General features: G+C 43.9%; 17 protein-coding genes. 7 read left to right on the plus strand and 10 right to left on the minus strand.

Features of this window, described 5'->3' with window-relative positions; translation table 11 throughout:
• Window position 1: 1 nt before the first annotated feature.
• Window positions 2-1,021 (minus strand): N-acetyl-gamma-glutamyl-phosphate reductase, encoded by a 1,020-nt coding sequence (gene argC, locus QW087_00105; protein ID MEM2943137.1) that lies wholly within the window; start codon window positions 1,019-1,021, stop codon window positions 2-4.
• 215 nt (window positions 1,022-1,236) lie between these two features.
• On the opposite strand from argC, the gene QW087_00110 reads away from it, so the two are divergent.
• The gene (locus tag QW087_00110; GenBank protein ID MEM2943138.1) at window positions 1,237-2,496 is read left to right on the plus strand and encodes an argininosuccinate synthase; all 1,260 of its coding nucleotides are present in this window, start codon (window positions 1,237-1,239) and stop codon (window positions 2,494-2,496) included.
• On the plus strand, window positions 2,459-3,904 hold the full coding sequence (gene argH / locus QW087_00115; GenBank protein MEM2943139.1) for an argininosuccinate lyase: 1,446 nt from the start codon (window positions 2,459-2,461) through the stop codon (window positions 3,902-3,904). The genes QW087_00110 and argH overlap by 38 nt, the downstream gene beginning before the upstream one ends.
• Here argH and QW087_00120 read toward each other — a convergent pair.
• Together QW087_00120 and QW087_00125 are read right to left on the minus strand one after the other, a co-directional pair.
• A complete protein-coding gene (locus QW087_00120) occupies window positions 3,899-5,932 on the minus strand; it encodes an LUD domain-containing protein (protein MEM2943140.1) in 2,034 nt (677 codons plus the stop codon). The two genes, argH and QW087_00120, sit on opposite strands and share 6 nt — an antisense overlap.
• Window positions 5,933-5,962: 30 nt before the next feature.
• The gene (locus tag QW087_00125; GenBank protein ID MEM2943141.1) at window positions 5,963-6,331 is read right to left on the minus strand and encodes a hypothetical protein; all 369 of its coding nucleotides are present in this window, start codon (window positions 6,329-6,331) and stop codon (window positions 5,963-5,965) included.
• Window positions 6,332-6,483: 152 nt separating this feature from the next.
• On the opposite strand from QW087_00125, the gene thiD reads away from it, so the two are divergent.
• The 4 genes from thiD to QW087_00145 are packed head-to-tail and all read left to right on the plus strand — an operon-like array spanning window position 6,484 to window position 10,698.
• Entirely contained in the window at window positions 6,484-7,842 is a 1,359-nt protein-coding gene (thiD, locus tag QW087_00130; GenBank protein ID MEM2943142.1) for a bifunctional hydroxymethylpyrimidine kinase/phosphomethylpyrimidine kinase, read from the plus strand.
• Window positions 7,839-8,987 (plus strand): glycosyltransferase, encoded by a 1,149-nt coding sequence (locus QW087_00135; GenBank protein ID MEM2943143.1) that lies wholly within the window; start codon window positions 7,839-7,841, stop codon window positions 8,985-8,987. Before thiD ends, QW087_00135 begins: the two co-directional genes overlap by 4 nt.
• Window positions 8,988-9,029: 42 nt before the next feature.
• Complete coding sequence (locus QW087_00140; GenBank protein ID MEM2943144.1) at window positions 9,030-9,626, plus strand: hypothetical protein; 597 nt, start codon at window positions 9,030-9,032, stop codon at window positions 9,624-9,626.
• The gene (locus tag QW087_00145) at window positions 9,607-10,698 is read left to right on the plus strand and encodes a glycosyltransferase family 4 protein (protein ID MEM2943145.1); all 1,092 of its coding nucleotides are present in this window, start codon (window positions 9,607-9,609) and stop codon (window positions 10,696-10,698) included. Before QW087_00140 ends, QW087_00145 begins: the two co-directional genes overlap by 20 nt.
• Window positions 10,699-10,766: 68 nt before the next feature.
• Here the strand turns inward: QW087_00145 and QW087_00150 are convergent, their stop codons facing one another.
• Window positions 10,767-11,681, minus strand: coding sequence for an FKBP-type peptidyl-prolyl cis-trans isomerase (locus QW087_00150; GenBank protein ID MEM2943146.1), 915 nt, complete (start codon window positions 11,679-11,681; stop codon window positions 10,767-10,769).
• Window positions 11,682-11,800: 119 nt separating this feature from the next.
• On the opposite strand from QW087_00150, the gene QW087_00155 reads away from it, so the two are divergent.
• Window positions 11,801-13,636: a threonine--tRNA ligase gene (locus tag QW087_00155; GenBank protein ID MEM2943147.1), complete on the plus strand. Its 1,836-nt coding sequence runs from the start codon at window positions 11,801-11,803 to the stop codon at window positions 13,634-13,636.
• 62 nt (window positions 13,637-13,698) lie between these two features.
• Here QW087_00155 and QW087_00160 read toward each other — a convergent pair whose 3' ends face one another.
• The 6 genes from QW087_00160 to queC all read right to left on the minus strand — a co-directional run bounded on the left by QW087_00160 (window position 13,699) and on the right by queC (window position 19,841).
• Window positions 13,699-14,811: an isocitrate/isopropylmalate dehydrogenase family protein gene (locus QW087_00160; GenBank protein MEM2943148.1), complete on the minus strand. Its 1,113-nt coding sequence runs from the start codon at window positions 14,809-14,811 to the stop codon at window positions 13,699-13,701.
• Window positions 14,793-15,293 carry a 3-isopropylmalate dehydratase small subunit gene (locus QW087_00165; protein MEM2943149.1) on the minus strand — a complete coding sequence of 167 codons (501 nt, stop codon included), beginning with the start codon at window positions 15,291-15,293 and terminating at the stop codon, window positions 14,793-14,795. Before QW087_00165 ends, QW087_00160 begins: the two co-directional genes overlap by 19 nt.
• Before the next feature lie 10 nt (window positions 15,294-15,303).
• The gene (locus QW087_00170; protein ID MEM2943150.1) at window positions 15,304-16,566 is read right to left on the minus strand and encodes a 3-isopropylmalate dehydratase large subunit; all 1,263 of its coding nucleotides are present in this window, start codon (window positions 16,564-16,566) and stop codon (window positions 15,304-15,306) included.
• A gap of 12 nt (window positions 16,567-16,578) precedes the next feature.
• Entirely contained in the window at window positions 16,579-18,198 is a 1,620-nt protein-coding gene (locus QW087_00175; GenBank protein ID MEM2943151.1) for a 2-isopropylmalate synthase, read from the minus strand.
• 327 nt (window positions 18,199-18,525) lie between these two features.
• Window positions 18,526-19,158: a radical SAM protein gene (locus tag QW087_00180; GenBank protein ID MEM2943152.1), complete on the minus strand. Its 633-nt coding sequence runs from the start codon at window positions 19,156-19,158 to the stop codon at window positions 18,526-18,528.
• Window positions 19,155-19,841: a 7-cyano-7-deazaguanine synthase QueC gene (gene queC / locus QW087_00185; GenBank protein ID MEM2943153.1), complete on the minus strand. Its 687-nt coding sequence runs from the start codon at window positions 19,839-19,841 to the stop codon at window positions 19,155-19,157. Before queC ends, QW087_00180 begins: the two co-directional genes overlap by 4 nt.
• Between the last annotated feature and the right edge of the window lie 13 nt (window positions 19,842-19,854).

The raw sequence follows: 19,854 nt of genomic DNA on the forward strand, positions 1-19,854 counted from the left end.
CTCACACCCCCAGGCCAGGAAAATCAAGGCCACAAGCCTCATCCAGTCCAAACATGATATTTGCATTCTGAATTGCCTGCCCTGCGCCACCCTTCACCAAATTGTCAAGCGCGCCCATGACTACAAGGTTGTCACTGCCGGCAAACTCATATCCTACCTCACAAAAATTCGATCCGACGACTGAAGGTACAGAAGGGATGCTGTTTATCCTTACGAATTTACAGCTTTCATAGAACCCATGATATATCGAATAAATGTCATCATGACCAAACTGAGAATTTAGAGACACATAGCATGTACACAGGATACCCCTAACAATCGGTATAAGATGCGGCGTAAACACTACATCAATAGCGTCATTACCTATTTTTCTAAGCGCCATAGCAATCTCAGGAGTATGTCTATGAGACCCGACTTTATATGGAATCACGCTAGCCCCGCAATTTGGATGATGCGTCATCTTTGTTGGCTCCATACCAGCACCTGATGTTCCACTCTTCGCATCAACAATGATTTTCTTCGACACCAAGCCCTTTGCAACCAAAGGAGCAACTGCAATGACCGCACAAGTAGGATAGCAGCCAGGATTTGCGACCAATTGAGCTTTTGCTATTTCCTCTCCGAAGAGTTCTGGAATTCCATACACCGCTTTCATCAAGTTGTCTGGATCCTTGTGCTCAATTCCATACCACTTGCGATAAACAGCAGCGTCTCCGAGGCGGTAATCACCACTCAAATCAACTACCTTGATTCCCCTCTGTACCAGGTCTGGTATGACATCCATTGAAGCGCCGTACGGAGTTGCGACGAATACGAGATCACAATCTTTTGCTTCGTTGAGCTTCTCATCGAATCTCATATCGAGGAATCCTTCGAGGAAGGGATGCATTTTGGAGACCTTTACGCCCGCATGCTGCCGGGAGGTCATTGAAACAACTGTCATTTTTGGATGACGGCATAGTATACGAGCTAATTCGCCACCCGTATATCCTGATCCGCCAATGATAGCAGTCCTTATCATTCCCGTGTGCCTCTAAACTCGGAACTCGATTAAAATAAGATCAGTATTAATACTGATGACTGATTTGAGACAAAATGAAAAAAAGCCTGTTCCCAACTAGACTGATGTTCTTCTGAACCTGAAATGTCCAAAAAAGGACTGCTTTATATTTAATTAGTCTTCGATAAGTCATCAATATTTTATAATAACCGGAAGTTCTACACGGTTCGATAGCAATGGCATCCAGCATTTCAAAGAATAAAAGAGTGGTTTTGGCATATTCGGGCGGTCTTGATACATCGGTAGCCATAAGATGGCTAAAGGAAAGATACGGTTTTGAAGTAATCGCCGTGTCGGTCGATGTCGGACAACCCGGTAATATTAATGAAGATATTGCAAGGGCGAAGCAGATAGGCGCAGTAAATGCATATGCTGTAGATGCAAAGGAGGATTTTGCCAAAAACTACATTTTTCCAGCACTCAAAGCCAATGCTCTATACCAAGGAACATATCCCCTAAGTACTGCGATTGCCAGGCCACTTATTGCAAAAATCCTCGTTGACGTTGCAAATAAGGAAAATGCAAACTACATTGCGCATGGCTGCACCGCCAAGGGTAATGATCAGGTGAGATTCGACGTCTCGATAGGAGCGCTTGCACCCCACATTGAAATCATTGCTCCTATGAGGGAATGGGTAATGACGAGGGAGGACGAAATCGAATATGCAAAGATTCATAAGATACCCATTAAGGTGAAGAAAGAGAGTCCATACAGTACAGACGAAAACCTGTGGGGCAGAAGTGTGGAATGCGGACTACTGGAAGATGCTACCCAAGAACCACCAGAAGATGCGTTTGAGTGGACGGCTTCTCCTTTGAATGCACCAGATGATCCGGAATATATTGATATTGGATTTGAAAAAGGAATTCCAGTATCCCTCAACAATGAATTTATGGAGCCAGTCAAAATCATAGGAAAACTGAATGAATTGGCTGGTAAGCACGGTGTGGGAAGAATCGATCACATAGAGGATCGACTGGTAGGGATCAAATCCCGTGAGGTTTATGAATGCCCTGCGGCTACTGTTCTAATAAACGCTCACCGTGATTTGGAGAAACTCGTGCTGCCAAGGGATGTGCTCAGTTTCAAGAGAATTGTTGAACAAAAATATGCTGAACTGATTTATGATGGTCTTTGGTTCAGCCCATTAAAAGAAGCGCTTGATGCATTTATTGAAAAGACCCAAGAATTTGTAACTGGGAAAGTCAGAGTTAAACTGTACAAAGGAAGTGCAATACCAGTGGGAAGAAGCTCTGAGTTCTCAATGTATGAAGTTGCATTGTCAACATATGATAAAGGAGACCGATTTGATCACACCGCTTCGAAGGGATTTATTTATGTTTGGGGACTTCCATTGAAAACTATTGCGGCGATTCGGAAAAAGCGGGTGGAATCAGGTGAGCAACAAGACGCTATGGCAGGGAAGATTCGATAAGGGAATGCTTGATCAAGTCCTCGAATTCACCTCCTCTTTGAATCTCGATAAACGTCTCGCATGGTACGATGTAGTTGGTTCAATAGCACATGTAAAGATGCTCTCTAAACAAGGCATCTTGAGCGATAAAGAATGTAAAGCTATTGTTGATTGCCTGAGAAGAATGCTTGAGAAGATAAACTTGGGTGAGTTCAATCCCCACCATAGTTTTGAAGACATCCATTCCTATATAGAATTTGAAATTGTCAAAGAATTGGGTGATACGGGAAAAAAAGTACATACCGCTAGAAGTAGAAATGACCAAGTTGTTACCGATTTCAGGATGTTCGTAAGAGATGCAGCTCTTGAATTAATGACACTGATCTGTGATCTTGAGAAGACACTTTTGGCATTGGCAAGAAAGCATACAAAAACAGTAATGCCAGGTTTTACTCACCTTCAGCATGCCCAACCGATTACCTTAGGCCATCATTTACTTGCTCATTTTGCAAGGTTTGAAAGAGATTTTATGCGATTTGCCAAGAGCTACGAGCGAATAAACGTCTCTCCACTTGGAGCAGCAGCGATGGCTGGTACAACATTTGAGATTGACAGATTCTTCACAACTCGACTGCTTGGGTTTAGATATCCTTCGAAAAATTCGATTGATGCAGTTTCAGATCGGGACTTTGTGGCAGATTTCATTTTCAACTGTAGTATGACGATGATCCATCTTAGTTCACTATGCGAAGAGCTCATTATATGGAGCACTCCTGAGTTTGGATTTATTGAATTCGAGGACGCTTACTCAACGGGTAGCTCGATCATGCCCCAAAAAAAGAATCCCGATATAGCGGAGTTAGTTAGGGCTCGATCTGCAAGGGTTATGGGGAATCTTAATACCATTCTAGGCGTGATAAAGAGTTTGCCACTCGCCTATAACCGAGATCTCCAAGAAGACAAGCCTGCTCTCTTTGACGCGTACGATACAACGAAATCCTGCCTGCGCATGCTCGCTGAATCCCTGTCGTCCATAAATGTCAATGTCGGGAAAATGAGGAAGAGTGCTGAGCAGGGGTATTTGAATGCGACAGATCTTGCAGACTATCTCGTGCTGAAAGGTATTCCTTTTAGAGAGGCTCATGAGCTCGTTGGAAAAATCGTCAAATACGCGATCGAAAATAACAAGAAACTCGAAGAACTTGATATTTTAGAGATGAAGAGATTCTCCGATAAGATTGACGATGATGTGGCTTCTTTTCTTTCAATCGATGCATGTATCGATAGGAGAAAGACATACGGAGGAACCTCTCCAGAAGCCGTCAAGAATCAAATCGCAGAATGCACGCTATTGTTGAAAAGACAAAGAAATTTCACTTCTTACGAAAAAGCTAGGCTGAAAAAAATATGGCAGAGACTTCTTTCATGATCCTTGTGCCAAAGCCCTAGCCAAGTTGACGATGTTGACTACCTGCATCCCGGAATCCGTGATTCTAATTGCATCCTGGAAATTTCTTTCGCAGAATGAGCATGCAGTGACGAGATGTGAAGCACCAGTCTTCTTCGCCTGCTCAAGGCGCTTCCCTGCAATGAAGGTTGCTAGTTCAGGATGACTCTTTTTCACTCCGGCACCAGCACCGCAGCAAATAGCTCTATCCTTTGTAAATTCCATTTCAGTTAACACTAGGCCAGGAATCGACTCAAGGATCAATCGAGGGGGCTCAAAAATTCCTCTGTGCCTACCAAGGTCGCAGGGATCGTGGTAGGTGACTTGAAGATGCGATCTATCGAACGAAATTCGACCATCATCAATAAGTGATGCAATTGTCTGAGTGATGTGCTCAATTTCAATGTCGAATGATGAATCATAATGTGAGTAGATAGATAGAGTATTAAAACAACCAGGACATGGGGTGATGATTTTTCTTACGCCAGCCTCTTTTATTTTCTGAATGTTCCTTTGCACTAATGATAAGAAAATGTCTTTCGCTCCAATCTTATAGAATGGTGATCCGCAGCACATTTCATTAGAACCCATGTATGCAACATTAATACCCACCGATTGAAGAATTTCGACCGAACTTCTTGAGATTTCCGGGGCTCGAAGAGAATTGAAACAACCGGCAAAAAAAAGAATCTCACCGCTTGTTGGCAAATCTAGACCATGAGCCCATTGTGGACGACTTCCAGAGGGTTCATTCCATGGATTCCCTGATGCTGCTACATTCTTAATCATTTCTTCTTGTGCGGGCAGCGGCAAGAAACCCTGCTTAATCGCCTTATACCTCGCCTCTCTTATCAAATTGGGAATATCGATTCTTAGAGGACACATCTCTTTGCAGAGTCCGCATTCTGTGCAGAAGGTAAGGCCACCGCCAATAGCGTGTTCATACCCGTCAAGCTCAGCGGCGAAGCATACACCTCTTCCGCCAAGATACGCATGACTGCCAAAATCTGGACCAAGAATGTCGTAAACTGGACATTTCAATAGACAGCTTCCACAATTAATACAATATAACACTTCTTTGTTTTCAATAAGGCTTCTGCCATTGTCAAGAAGTATAAGCACTACCTCCTTCGGACCGTGCATCCCGTAGAACATAATCTTTTCGATGTCTGCAGTTCTACTGGGAGCACTGATGACATCAATAAACGAACTGTTCAGACTGCCGGTTCCATATAGAATCTGAATCTTCGCTAAATTCATAGCCTCATCGAGATTTGGCACGATTTTTTCAATTGAGCTGATTATGATGTGCTTCTTAGGGCGCCGAGCGCACGCTGTAATGTTTCCTTCATTGTGCACGAGAATGATCGATCCTTCTTCCGCAGCAATGAAATTGGCACCAGTTATTCCAATCGACGCTTGAGAAATGAAGCACGTGATTTCATTTCTTATTGCCTCTGTGAGTTTCTCAGGCGTGGGCTCTATTTTCTGTCTCAAATGCTTGCTTAGTATTAGTGCAACATCGTATCTCGTGAGATGTGCCGCTGGACCAGTTGGGTGTACTGTACGTTCCTTGGCTACCTGAATTATGCGGTCTCCTGCATCCGTTTCGATGCATACGATTCCTTTCGATTCAAGAAAACCCGTGAGCTCGATTTCCTTCGAAACGTTGGATTTGGATTTGACCACAAGTTTCTCGCCTCCAATCTCATCCAGAATCATGTCAAGAGCTTCTTGCTTGGAGTGGGCGATTCGAACTCTAATGCCGTTTGCGCTCATGCGCTCAACAGCTTTTTTCACGATGCTAAGATCCCTAAATGTCTGCTGCCGGACTTCCCTTGCCCTTTCCATTCGCTCATTTAATTTTTCAATCATTTCCTTATTCTTTTCTTGCGAGTGTATTGCTGTTTCAAAAGCACGACGCATGCCCTCTAATTTCCCATAATTCTCTATTGCGCTTCTAATCATGGTATGCGTAATCTTCGCAAAGAAGTCCGGTGCGTTTTTCATCAATTGAACAGACCTCCAACCTTAGATATTTCATTCTTCGATAAACAAAGAAGCATCCCACTCTAAGTCATGAGCAACCCCAGCTTTCGTAAGCAATCTGCTCAATTTCTCTGCAACCCTCACGACATCGCCGCCCTTCGAAGTGCCTTTTACATAAAACTCGCTTCTGCCTATTGGAAAGATCAATTTCATTTTTCCTTTTCTATTGTAGCCCTCTGGTTTTCGATCCCTCTCTAATTCAACTTGGTTCAGATATATGAACATCTGAAGGATATCTTCGTCTTCAGGCATCTGCTCAGTTTCTTCAAGAAAAGTTCTTAGAATTTCTGGAAAGACCTTTGCAAGTTGCTTATATGAGAAATTTTTCTTGAAAATAAAATGACCGCTGGTCGCCTTCATTACTCCGTTCGATTGTCAAGTTTCTATTTAAACCTGTTGAATTCGAGAGGCTTATGTTCATGTACTTTGAAAATTTATACGGCCAAGCGGAAGGATAGGAATAAAATAAGTGCATGAATTTGTAGGATTCTGGAAATCGCGAGGGATAAGGTATGGAGAAAGATTTAGGAAAAAAGGTAGTATTGGCCGTCGCGGGTTCAGATTCGATTGGTGGTGCAGGACTCCAGGCGGACATAAAGGCACTCGCGTCACTCGGTGTTCACTGCGCATCTGTCATTACCGCCATTACTTCCCAGAATACCCAATCTGTAAGAAGAATCTTTCCCATACCAAAGGAAGAGATCATTTACCAGATAGATGCCATAATGGAGGATACAAAAGTTGCTGCTGCAAAAACGGGAATGCTGTATAGCGCGGAGATTGCGGCTGCCGTAGCAAGCAGAATGAAAAACTGTGACTTTCCAATCATCGTGGATCCTGTCCTTGTTGCAGGTGTCGGAGACCCTCTTTCCACAGAAGATTTGATCCAAGCGCTCATCGAGGAAATGATTCCACTCGCTTCGTTAGTAACACCAAATATACCAGAAGCGGAAACCATTACTGGCATAAGAATAAGCACATCAGAAGATCGAATTAAGGTTTGCGAGAGATTCGTTGAGATTGGTGCGAAATCCGTTCTCCTCAAGGGAGGTCATACTGCTTCAGAATATGGAGAACAGATTGTTGATACATTTTATGCAGATGGTGAAATTATCGAGTACAGGCATCCCCGCAGTGAGCACAGAGGCCATGGAGGAGGATGCATTCTTTCTTCTTTCATCGCCGGTTATCTGGCAATGGGAATGTCTCTAACAGAATCCGTATCCAAAGCCAGCAGACGAATTGAGGATTCGATACTGATGAGTTATGCGGTCGGAAAGGGCTCTAAAATTGTAAACGCGATGGCAACTGCGGAAAAAGAAATGGAGAAATACTCCGTCGAAAAAGCCTTAAGGATTGCAATAAAGCAGCTCGAATCGATACTTCCTGTTTCATGGATTCCAGAAGTAGGCATTAATTTCGCATACGCTCTTCCGTTTGCCAAAGAGCCCGAAGAGGTGTGTGCGCTCGAGGGGCGAATTGTAGCTGTTGATGGCAAACCTTTGCATGTTGGCTGCGTTGATTTTGGTGCTTCAAGACACGTGGCTCAAGTTGTGCTTAGTGCGATGCGTTTCGATCCTTCGAAGAGGTCTGCAATCAACATACGATTCAGCGAAGAAACTCTAAGGCGCTTTCAAGAGAGAGGTCTCTCAATATCAGAATTTGAAAGAAGAAAAGAGCCAAATGGAAGAAAAACTATGGAATGGGGGACCGAAGAAGCAATTAGAAAAGCGGGATTTGTACCTGACGTAATTTACGATCGCGGTGGTCATGGCAAAGAACCAATGATCCGTATCATCGGAACAGATCCTTTTGATGTCATTGAAAAAATCAGTATGACCCTGAGATCTGAAGCTACGGTGGTATCGTGAGAATAGCAATGTTTACGGAAACCTATTTGCCCACACGTGATGGAGTCGTTACCTCCGTATTGACCACAAAGAGAACTCTTGAGGAAATGGGACACGAAGTCTATATATTTGCACCCGAACCAGCAGATGAAAAAGACAAAGAAAGCGGCGTATTTTATTTCAAATCAATTAGCTTTAGAAAATATCCCAGTTACCGAATCGCTCCATTTCCATCAGACAAATGCAGAATTTTAAGGGAACTGGACGTGGATTTGATTCATTCGCATGGCCTTTTTTACATGGCTTTGCGAAGCATGTTTGCGGCTAGGTCTTTGAAAAAACCGGTCGTTATCTCGTTTCATACGATGGTAACAGATGCGGCGAGGTATTTTCTGCAGATCCCTATACCTGAGAACGTCATCAACAGGCTTGCTTGGATATACCTTCGGGAGCTCCTTGAACGCGCTAATGCGGTTGTTGTTCCGAGCCACGCTATTCTTGAAGAACTTAAACAGAAAGCACCGACAATGAAGAGGGTTGAAGTCATTCCCACGGGAATCGATTGCTCAAAGTTCAATCCGACTTTGGATGGCTTTTTCGTTCGGAAAAAATATGGTGTCGAAAAAAACAGGATCGTACTTCACCTAGGAAGGATCTCATGGGAAAAGAATATCGATCTCGTGCTCAGGGGATTCTCGATCTTGGCAAGTAAGTACGATGACGTCGTACTCATGATCGTAGGTGACGGACCGGCAAGATCTTACTATATGAAGCAGGCTGATGATTTGAGAATTGCAGACAGAGTAATCTTTACAGGATTTGTTCCAGATGATGAAATTCCCCTGCACTATGCGGCTTGTGATGCTTTTATTACTGCGTCGAAGTTTGAGACGCAAGGTCTTGTCATTCTCGAGGCAATGGCCTGCGGGAAACCGGTTGCTGGTATCAATTACAGAGCGGTTGCTGAAATCATTGGTAAGGAAAATCCATCCTGTCTCTTCGAGGAGGATCCAGTGAGTTGTGCTAATGCGATTGAAAATGCACTCAATTGCAAAGAGGAAAATAGAGCATTGATAAGGAATAGAGCTACCCAGTTCTCTGCAAAGGATAGCGCTCGGAAGCTCTGTCGCTTATACGATGAATTGATCAAAGAAATGAATGAGTAGTTTTGGAAAAGTAGAAGTAAGTGTAGGAAACTACATCATCGAATGTTTGATCTCGGTCAGGCCATATACTCAATTTTCTCCCCACTCGGTCTTACTGGAATGCTGAGTTGCATTTTCATCCTTTTTTACGTAGATGCAATTCTATTTCCAACATTGCCTGAATTGTTCACGGTCATCATATTTATGGCAAAACCCGAGTTGTGGTTTGGCCTTGCCATCCTTATGGCAATTGCGGTCTCTGAATTTCTAGGTCTGACAACGCTCTATTTAATCGTAAGAAAAGTGACCGTGCCGCAATGGATCGAAAAAGCCGCAAACAAGTACAGAAAATGTCTCATCATGGGGGACGAGAGAATAATTTTGCTAAATCGTCTCGCTCCCGTATTGCCATTCATGGGAGCATTTGTTGCGATTTGCAAATGGTCGTACGTAAAATCTGCATTTTACACGTTGATTGGAGGAGTCAGCAAATATGGTCTTATCCTGGCTGCGAGCGGGGTTTTCTTTGCGCTCTTTTCCAGCGGCTTGGCCCAGATAATTACTCTTTCAATGGTCGCCATTGTCATTGCAATTAGTTTCACCCTATCCTACATGAGAGGTCGGAGGCTGGGAACGAGTAATGAGAATCGTCATGGTTAATCCATTTCATTATCCATTTCTTGGTGGAATTGAACACCGAATACATCATGTATCGAAGAGACTTGCAAGAAGACACGATGTTTATGTCGTCACCGGACAACTGCCTGGAACCAAGAATGTAGAAGAGATCGATGGCTACCAAGTCATTAGGCTCCCTTCCAAGTTTGTTAATATATACAATCCGCCCGCGATCTTTACAAGAGGAGTTGGCGCAATATTGAAACAGCTAGATCCTGACATTATAGATTTTCATTATAGGTGGGCTCCAGGTTATACGAAATCTGTCCTTTCAATCGATGCGAAGAAGATATTCACTTGGCATAATGCCTTCGGAGAGGGCGATGGAGCGATCAGGGCTCTAAGCATAATAAACGATATGGTATTTGCCAGACATGTCTCATCCTTTGATCGAATAATCTGCGTGAGCAACTTCGTTGCTGAGGATCTTCTCTTAAGAGGATTCCCCCCCGAATTACTAGCAGTTGCACCAAACGGTGTCGAACTCCCCTCTAAGGAGAAGATTGGCAAGGAAGAGGATTATATACTTTTTATCGGGAGGCTAGTGAGGACTAAAGGACTCCGTTATCTCATTAAAGCAATGAGAGATGTTGACGGAAAATTGATTATTTGCGGATCAGGACCTCAACTCAAACAGTTGCGATCAATCGCTGTTCGTAATGACCTTCAGAAAAAGATCAGCTTCACTGGTAGGATCTCCGAAGAATCCAAAAACGAATTTTTAGCTAAATGCATGCTATTTGTCATGCCTTCGCTCATCGAGTCTTACGGAATTGCTGCTGCCGAAGCCATGTCCTATGGCAAACCTGTTATAGGCACTAGGGTAGGCGGGCTACCTGAGGTAATTGGAGATGGTGGCATTATTGTTAGGCCAAGGGATCCAGATGCGCTGGCGCGGTCGATAAATCTTCTAATAGAGTCAGATGATCTTAGAAAGGAATTAGGACGTAAAGCAAGAGAAAGAGCAGAAGGATTTTCTTGGGATACTATTGCTGAAAAAGTTGAAGGGATTTATGGCGCCTGTGTGCATGAGCGAAGTGGTTTGCTCAAATGAATTGTCTTGACAAATATCGTTAATAAATCAATACAATAAACAAGCAGTCTTCTCAAAAAAACTCATTATTATAAAACAGCCAAGAGCGTTACCGTGAAGTAGAGTGTCTTTCCAACAACTTCTGGGTTGTAATTCAGTATCATAGTACCGCTGGTTTCGTCCACTCTATCAACATAGAACTGGTTTCCGTTTATATCAATACCCTTTACCATCCCAGAGTCCGCTTCTGTTAGAAGGTTTCGCACTTTTATCAAGCCCGTACCTCCATTTGCGGAGGAGTCTATGAGTTCTACTCGAACATTCCAACCAGTTGGAGTCGAAGATTTTGAATCATAGTAAACAAGATAATGAGCCCCCGCGACGGGGTTGTTCATCACCCGAACCATGCCAGTTTGGGTGTTGACTTCCAGGCAGATCACATCCCACCCCCAAAATGGATGTGTAATAGTAAGTCCGGTTCTCGGCGTTTCGGAGAATTTTGCAATGAATGAAGAAAGATTATATTGCTCAAAAACGGGCAGTTCTTCTACCAAAGCCTTTGTCACAAGCTTTGATACGTCAGTCTCACCATATCCTAGCCTGGGCGAAACAGAAATCACCCTCGTTTCATTAATCGCCATCCCTATTATCCCCCGTTCAAAACCAGGAATCATCTGCCCGCTCCCAATTTTAAATTCTAATGGCTTATATGTGGACTGGTTTCTGAGCGTAAAGGATAGTGATTTGGGATACATGGCATCATTCGATGCAACGTCCCAAATAGAGGTGTCGAAAACCCTACCATCAGCAAACCTTCCAATGTAATCCACTCTGACCTTGTCACCCCATTTTGCTTTAACAATTATTGGAGATGACTCGCTCATTGTGCCCTCATAAACTAGAATGGCAACGCTGCTTGCGCCAACTAAAAGGACTGCTATCAGAACGATAAACGCGATATTAAGAGCCGCTGCAAAATCTTTTATCCTGATAACTGATTTCATGAGAATGCAATCGAGCAATTAATTTTCGTCATATAAACCTTATCTAGCTTTGAATTCCGAAAGATCTTCCAGAATTCCGGGATTCTTTTTATATGAGGCAGACATTATCTGCCCCCTCGATGAGGCTTCTATACATTCACGCCGACTATATGGAGTACGAGACCAGAAAACCAACGGCAATAGCAGAAGAAGTCAATGATATTGATAAGCGGAGGCGTCTCGAAGAGGTTCTCGTCTCATTTATAGCTGTTGAAAATCAAGATGAAGGTAAAGTTGAAGAGATTGCGAATCAGGCAGCTAATGATATATCAGAGACCGCAGCACGGGTTGGTGCACAACGAATTTTGCTGTATCCATATGCCCATTTAAGTTCAGAGCTGTCTGATCCAGAGACAGGCGTTAGTACTCTGAGAAGACTGCAAGAGATATTGAGAGAGAGAGGTCTAGAAACCTACAGGGCGCCCTTTGGATGGTATAAATCTTTTAAGATCAGTTGCAAGGGACATCCCTTATCAGAATTGTCCCGTCACATCGTTGCTGGTGAGGAAAAGACTGCGCCGAAAAGTGAGGAGAGATTCATCGTGCTCACGCCAGATGGCGTTGAGTGGAACATTTTGAAATTTACCGGCGGATCGGCATGTTTCAAGCAGATGCTTGAGAAGGAGGCACTAAAAAAAGAGGCGAAGCAAGCTGGTGAGCCTGAGTACCTCAGACTATGCAAGAAGTTCGGAATCCAATGGGAAACCATGAGCGATGTAGGTCATATGGCATTTAATCCGATCGGAGCACTCATGTTTGATCTTGTGGCCGAGTATTCTGCGAAAGTTGTTAATGAGCTTGGTCTCCCGATCTACACCATCAGAGGCACGAATATGTTCAGTCTCGACGAGCCTGCGGTGAGAGAACATGCCAAACTTTTTGGGGATAGACTCTATGTCATCAGGGGCGAAAAGAAAGACTTTGTAATGAGATACGCCGCGTGCCACCAGCAGTTCGCAATGATGCGCAACTGGAACATTAGTTACCGGAATCTGCCATTCGGAGCATTTGAGGTTGCCGATTCCTACCGGCTTGAGCAGTCGGGGGAGACCATGCTTTGCTTTCGAACTAGGAGAATGAATATGCCGGATTTGCACGTGATCTGCAGAGACTTGGGTGAAGCAAAAGCATGGTTTAATGCTATTGATTCAAAAATTTATGAAGAAGCTTCAAAAATTGGCCGCGATTATGAGATGCTGATTAATTTTTCATCACAGGAGGCATACGAGTCAAACAAAGATCTTGTGCTCGAACTTCTTAAGAAGCATGGAAAGCCAGCTCTGCTCCACTTTTATCCAGAGGGAATAAACTACTACTGGACGGTCAACATTGAGTATCATATTCTAGATTCAATGAATAAGGCCAGAGAGATCGGGACAGTACAGATAGATGTCGGCAACTCGAAGCGCTTTGCAATAGAGTATACCGACGAGAATGGCAAAAGACAATATCCAATCATTCTTCATACGGCTATCATTGGTACGATTGAAAGATACCTGTACATGCTCCTTGACACGGCAATTATGAAAGAAAAAGATGGCTCAATCGGATATCTTCCTGTTTGGATAACACCAGAGCAAGTGAGGCTCCTAACGGTCAACGAAGGACATCTCAATAGGGCGAAAGAAATCGCCAAGAGACTTGCTGACGAGAGAATTAGGGTTGGCATTGACGACCGCGTCGAAACAGTTAACAAGAAAGTGCGCGAGGCAAAGCAGGACTGGGTATCATATGTGATAGTGATAGGAGATAGAGAACTTGCATCTGATAATTTAAACGTTTATGACAGAGTAAAGAATGCCAATGTAGAAATGAATGTAGATGAGCTCATCGAAAAAATAAAGAATGAGACCAGAGGCATGCCGTTCAGGCCATTATATTTGCCGATGGAAATGAGCAAACGCGTTGATTTCTAATGCAATCGAACTTTGCCGCTTGGGAATTCTTATAAACTGTCCTAATGCTCTATTTAACCTTGTCACATGTTAAGAAGGCTTTCAACAATTGCATCACCGACTTCGCTCGTTTTTGCATACCCGCCGAGATCTGGTGTTACAATACCTTTTAGTATAACTTCCTCCACAGCCTTCTCAATCTTGCGTGCAAGTCTATCTGAGCCAAGGAACTCGAGCATAAGCTTTGCTGCTAGTATTGCACCGATAGGATTTGCGATTCCACGTCCTGCGATATCAGGAGCACTGCCGTGGACGGGTTCAAACATTGAAACACCATTGGGATTTATATTACCGCTGCATGCCAATCCTAGGCTTCCTTGGATTTCCGCTCCCAGATCTGTGAGTATGTCTCCAAACATATTCGGTGTGGCTACAATGTTGAATTTATCAGGATTTTTGACAAGTGCCTGGCACATCGCATCAACATAAACATATTCGATATCGATATCTCTCTCCTCAGCAAGAGTAGAAAAAACCCTTCGCCAAAGTCCATACATATTCGTGCATACGTTTGCTTTGTCAACAACGGTGATTTTCGTCTGTCCTCGTCTCTTTGCCATATAGAAAGCATATTCTGCAAATCTCGTAACACCGCTCTTTGACAGTAAGCCTAGCTCGAATGCAAGCTCTTCGTCATTAGATAAGCTCGAGGATATCTCTAGGCTTAATTTGTAAAAACTCCGCTCGATTGCAAGCGAGACTGAATTAGATCGCGGAGAGATAAATCCCCCTGATCCAAGATAGAAGTCTTCCGTATTTTCCCGAAGAAATACTATGTCGAAAGGCTTTGACGATTTGAGACGAGCTCCGGGGACCCATGATTTCACAGGCCTTATATTTACAAATTGATCAAAGTAGAACCGCAGCGCCAAGATTATCTCCCTCTCAAGTATTCCTGGTTTCACACGCGGATCGCCGACTGCACCAAAGTATATCGCATCCTGTTCGCTTAAGACGTCTAGATCATCCTGGGTAAGGGTTTTTCCGCTCTCAATATATCGAGTCGCGCCGATGTCTAATTCCCGCATGTCAAATTTGAGATTGTCACATTCTTCCAAAATGCGCAGAACCTTCAAACCCTCAGTGATCACCTCTGGTCCAATGCCATCTCCCGCTATCACCGCAATTCTGAACATCCTTTTCGCCTCCTTACCCTCTGCATCAAGCCTCCAGCTTCTATAATCTCCTCGATGAACTTTGGGAATTTTGTAAAGAGGTATTTTTGCGATGTTGTAGCATTTACAATGACACCATTTTCGAGATCAATCGTTAGAATATCGCCTTCTTCCGCATTTATCGTACATGTAACAGGAATCAATCCAATATTCAGAGCATTCCTGAAAAAAATTCGTGCAAAGCTTTCGGCGACTATACATGAAATCCCTGCTTGCTTGAGAGCTCTCGGTGCATGTTCCCTGCTCGACCCGCAACCAAAATTTCTACCTGCCACGACGATATCACCTTGCTCAACCTTCGATGCAAAATCTGGTCTTACCTTTTCAAAAATGTATAATCCAAGTCTGTCGATATTATTACTCGTAAGCCTTTCCGCAGGAATAATCTGGTCAGTATCCACATGATCTCCAAATTTCCAGACTCTTCCAGTGATTATTGCCACATTTCATCCCTCACAGTAAATCTTCAGGATGTGTAATCCTTCCAGTAACAGCACTAGCAGCGACGACTGCAGGATTAGCAAGGAAAACTTCAGAGTTCTTATGCCCCATTCTTCCGATAAAGTTGCGATTTGTAGAACTAATACATCTCTCTCCAGATGCAAGAACGCCCATGTGACCACCCAGGCAAGCAGCACAGGTAGGTCCTGACACAAATGCACCGGCCTCTGCAAAGATATTGAGCAGTCCCTCCTGAAGAGCTTGCTTGTAGACCTTCATGCTCGCTGGAACAATAATCATCCTTACGGATGGGTGAATCTTTCGTCCAGAAAGAATTTCTGCAGCTTGTCTGAGATCTTCTATTCTACCGTTTGTACAGGAGCCGAGGAACGCTTGGTCTATCTCAACGTCAACTTCTCTCACGTGCCTGACATTTCCAGGTGAGTGAGGAATGGCCACAACACAATCAATTAAACTCAGGTCATAAGTCATTCTTGCTTCATACGAAGCATCGTTGTCAGAGATCACTAGTGAATAGTCGCCTCTCGCTTTATTTGATACGAATTCAACCGTCATTTCGTCAGGAAGAAAAATCCCCGCCTTGGCACCTGCTTCAACACACATATTCGATACCGTCAGCCTGTCCGAAATGGAAAGAGATTTCGTTCCATCACCAGAGAATTCCATTGCCATGTAATTCGCGCCATCAACTCCTATGTCCCTGATTATCGAGAGAATGAGGTCTTTTCCAGTTACAAATCTTCTGAAGGAGCCCTGCAAATTAATTTGCATGGATTTCGGAACGCGAAACCACAAGCATCCCTCGGCAAAACACGCGGCAGCCTCTGTGCTTCCAATGCCAGTTGAAAACGCCCCTAGCGCACCATATGTGCATGTGTGCGAGTCCGCTCCAACGATGAGCCTTCCCGGCGCAACGAAACCCTCTTCTATCATCACCTGATGACAGATTCCCCCCCTTCCCACTTCATAATAATTCGGTATTCGATATTTCTTGGCAAATCGTTTCATCTCAGCGGCCTGCTCAGCTGAGGGGATGTCTTTATTGGGGACGAAGTGATCGGGTATCAGTACAATCTTCTCTCTCAAAGGTTCGAGGCCCAGCGATTCGAATTCTCTGAAGGCTATCGGACCTGTAACGTCGTTGACCATGACATAATCGACCTCAGCTTCCACAAAATCCCCAGCGTACACATCAGAAGACGACTTCGAGGAAAGGATCTTCTCGGAAATCGTTTTTCCCTTCGAAAAACTCATTTGTATCACCGGTTAATCCGCTCTTATTCTAGAATAAAGACGATCTATCGCCTGGATGGCTGCATCGACACTCGTCTGAACGATGTCAGGTCCGACGCTCCTACCAACGGACATGATTTTACTTTCACCATTGTACTGTAGCTTGACTCCTACTTCGCAAAGAGCGTCACTCCCACCGCTTATGGCACTCAACCGATATTCAAGCAGCGAGATTTTCTCGCTGACAAGCTGTCGTATCGCTTTGAGAGCTGCATCTATCGGCCCTACTCCAATTTCCGATCCCCGACGAGTTTCACCATCAACCTCGATGCTTACTATTGCCGTCGGAGTAATATTCAATCCCGTAAACACGGCAAATTCTTTCAACTTGACCTTGCGTTCTTCTCCTGGGCGCTGGCCTGCAATGTGATAAGCGAGCGCAACTAACTCAGTATCGTCAACATGCTTCTCACTTTCCGCAAGCCTCTTAATTTCTTTTACGACCTGTGTAATTTGCTCATCTGTCAAGACTATGCCAAATTCCTTCAGTTTCTCCCTGACGGAATGGACGCCTGTATGCTTTCCAATAACGATCGAGCGCTCCATCCCAACAAGTTCTGGACCAAATGCCTCGTAGGTAGATGGGTCGCCAAGTACGCCGTGAACGTGTATGCCAGATTCATGTGCAAAGGCGTTGCTTCCAACAATCGCCTTGTTAGCTGGGATGGGAATTCCCGTTAAATTTGCGACTGTTTTTGACACATATCCAATTTTTCTTGTATCAACATTCGTCTTCACATCAAGAAACGCCATTAAACCAAGCACGACTTCCTCGAGCGCAGCATTACCAGCACGTTCCCCGAGTCCATTCACACACACATGGACCTGACGCGCTCCGCTCCTGACGGCGGCGATGGAATTCGCTACCGCCAATCCAAAGTCATCGTGGCAGTGTATGCTCAGAGGAACCTTTGTGAATTTCATTACTTCCTCAATCAATCTCTCCATGGCAGGAGGAGAAATGACCCCTACGGTGTCAGGAAAGTTTATCTTATCTACACCGGCTTCTTGCACCGCAAGATGCATTTCTTTCAAAAAGTCTAGATCGGTACGGGTTGCGTCCTCGCAAGAAAACTCAACTGTCAATCCGTGGGCTTTGGCATATTCAATAGCCTCAACTGCCCTAGATTTTACTTCTTCTCTCGTCATTTTTAATTTGTATTTGAGGTGCACATCTGACGTGGCAATGAAGGTATGAACATAATCAACGCCACAGTCGATAACAGTGTCTATATCTTTTAGAGAAGATCGAGAAAGTGCGCATACGCGTGATTGCAATCCGAGCGAAGCTATCCGTTTCACCGCTTTTCTTTCACCATCTGATATCACAGGAAACCCCGCTTCTATGATGTCAACACCTAGGTCATTGAGAGCCTCGGCAACTCTAATTTTCTCCTCCAATGAAAGCGCTACTCCAGGCGTCTGTTCACCATCTCTCAGGGTAGTGTCGAAAATTTCCACGAATTGCGGAATTGAATCCTTTTTTGCATATAAATTGAAATCACTTGTGTAAACCTTTTTTCGATCAAGACCAACTACCTTACATTTCCTTGATTGATATGAAGCATTCTCATGAGCTTGATGCGAAGCCACAAAAATCACCTCGATCAAGCCGGGTCTAAAGCAATGAAATGGAAGTACTCTCCAAAAGTGACAAATGAATTAGCTTCCAGCACATCATGCCTATCCCGGCTTTCTATTTCTGAAACCTCTAAGCCCATATTTAATCATTGCTATGCTATCACTTGGCTAAGGTGAACCAATCGACCTTAGCCACATAAAAGTTGTTCGCAAACGGAGTGAGCAACTCGATGCTACAAAGGTGATGATTTTTCAGAAATTATTTCCAAAATTTGCTGATAGAAAGGTCGTCTTAGAGATAGGTTGCGTAGCGCATGGGGAGCAAGGATCCCATTGAGATCACACTCCTCGTCTATCGCCCCAAATGATCTTATGAAGCTGCGGAAGAACACGAACATTTATCCTGTTTCGAAGAACCCACTCTGCAACCGGCTTAAGATCTAAACCTCCCACGGGCATCATAATTATAGTTGCTTGAATGTCGTGGCTCTCGATGATTTTCTTGGCATACTCCATATCCTCATCGTCGGCAACAACAAACTTCAACTGATCAAAAGGCGAAAGAAGCTCCAAATTATCTAGCCTCATTTTATCGCACATACCAGAAGAAGGGCACTTTAGATCCATGCTGATCAAGAGATTCTCAGAACAACTGAGTTCTTCAATAGAGATCGAACCATTAGTTTCTACTGAAACTTTAAAATCTTTCTCCAGGAGCATATTAACAAGTTTGAATACTTCTCTCTGTAAAAGGGGCTCTCCTCCAGTAATGCATACATAGGGCGTTGGAAAGAGGGACACCTCATCAATAATCTCTTTAATAGAGCGTTCAATACCATTGTCGACCTGCGCATACTTTGTGTCGCACCACGAACACCTCAAATTGCAGCCCGCAGTCCTCACAAAAACGGTTGGCGTGCCTATCAGAACTCCTTCACCCTGAATTGAATAGAAAATTTCAGATATCTTCATTTTCTCGCCTCATATTCGATTTCATCTTCATATCCAGCTTCTTCAAACCCCTCCAAGCGGAGGACACATGAATCACATCTCCCGCAAGCCCTTTCTCCACCGCTATAGCAACTCCAAGTCATGTGCAGGGGAGCATTTAGCGATTTTCCCAGTTTTATGATTTCAGACTTTTTCATATGCAGTATTGGAGTCTCTATCGCTATCGGTTTTCCGCGGACGCCTCGTCTTGTACCGACTTCGAGTACTTTTTTGAATGCCTCAAAGAACTCGGGCCTACAATCGGGATAACCAGAGAAATCGATAGCGTTTGCACCGATAAAAATTGCATCCACGTTTTCATTTTCGCCGACAGCCGAGGCTATAGAAAGAAACACGAGATTACGCGAAGGTACATACGTATCTGGGATGTCACTACCTATCTTCTCAGCGCTTCTATCCTTTGGTAAATCAATAACTCTAGATACAAGAGCGCTCGATGAAAAAAGAGATGGATCGAGGTTGATCTTGAGGTGTCTTTTCAGACCATAATGTTTCACGATTCTTTCCGCCGAAGAAATCTCTCTGCTATGTTTCTGCCCATACAAGAAAGTTAAAGGATAAACTTCATAGCCTTCAGAAATCGCATAGGCAAGTGTTACCGTAGAGTCAATGCCGCCTGATAATAAAACTATTGCTTTTCTCATCAAGAGTGACCAC

It is taken from the genome of Methanomassiliicoccales archaeon (assembly GCA_038850735.1).
Classification (GTDB): domain Archaea; phylum Thermoplasmatota; class Thermoplasmata; order Methanomassiliicoccales; family JACIVX01; genus JACIVX01.

Bases quoted from the DNA above. Each gene is read 5' to 3' on its own strand.
- QW087_00180 (MEM2943152.1), bottom strand. From the start codon at position 19,158: ATGAAGATATCTGAAATTTTCTATTCAATTCAGGGTGAAGGAGTTCTG.
- QW087_00170 (MEM2943150.1), bottom strand. From the start codon at position 16,566: ATGAGTTTTTCGAAGGGAAAAACGATTTCCGAGAAGATCCTTTCCTCG.
- QW087_00160 (MEM2943148.1), bottom strand. From the start codon at position 14,811: ATGTTCAGAATTGCGGTGATAGCGGGAGATGGCATTGGACCAGAGGTG.
- QW087_00120 (MEM2943140.1), bottom strand. From the start codon at position 5,932: ATGAAAAACGCACCGGACTTCTTTGCGAAGATTACGCATACCATGATT.
- QW087_00145 (MEM2943145.1), top strand. From the start codon at position 9,607: ATGAGAATCGTCATGGTTAATCCATTTCATTATCCATTTCTTGGTGGA.
- QW087_00125 (MEM2943141.1), bottom strand. From the start codon at position 6,331: ATGAAGGCGACCAGCGGTCATTTTATTTTCAAGAAAAATTTCTCATAT.
- QW087_00110 (MEM2943138.1), top strand. From the start codon at position 1,237: ATGGCATCCAGCATTTCAAAGAATAAAAGAGTGGTTTTGGCATATTCG.
- QW087_00140 (MEM2943144.1), top strand. From the start codon at position 9,030: ATGTTTGATCTCGGTCAGGCCATATACTCAATTTTCTCCCCACTCGGT.
- QW087_00155 (MEM2943147.1), top strand. From the start codon at position 11,801: ATGAGGCTTCTATACATTCACGCCGACTATATGGAGTACGAGACCAGA.
- QW087_00150 (MEM2943146.1), bottom strand. From the start codon at position 11,681: ATGAAATCAGTTATCAGGATAAAAGATTTTGCAGCGGCTCTTAATATC.
- argC (MEM2943137.1), bottom strand. From the start codon at position 1,021: ATGATAAGGACTGCTATCATTGGCGGATCAGGATATACGGGTGGCGAA.
- queC (MEM2943153.1), bottom strand. From the start codon at position 19,841: ATGAGAAAAGCAATAGTTTTATTATCAGGCGGCATTGACTCTACGGTA.
- thiD (MEM2943142.1), top strand. From the start codon at position 6,484: ATGGAGAAAGATTTAGGAAAAAAGGTAGTATTGGCCGTCGCGGGTTCA.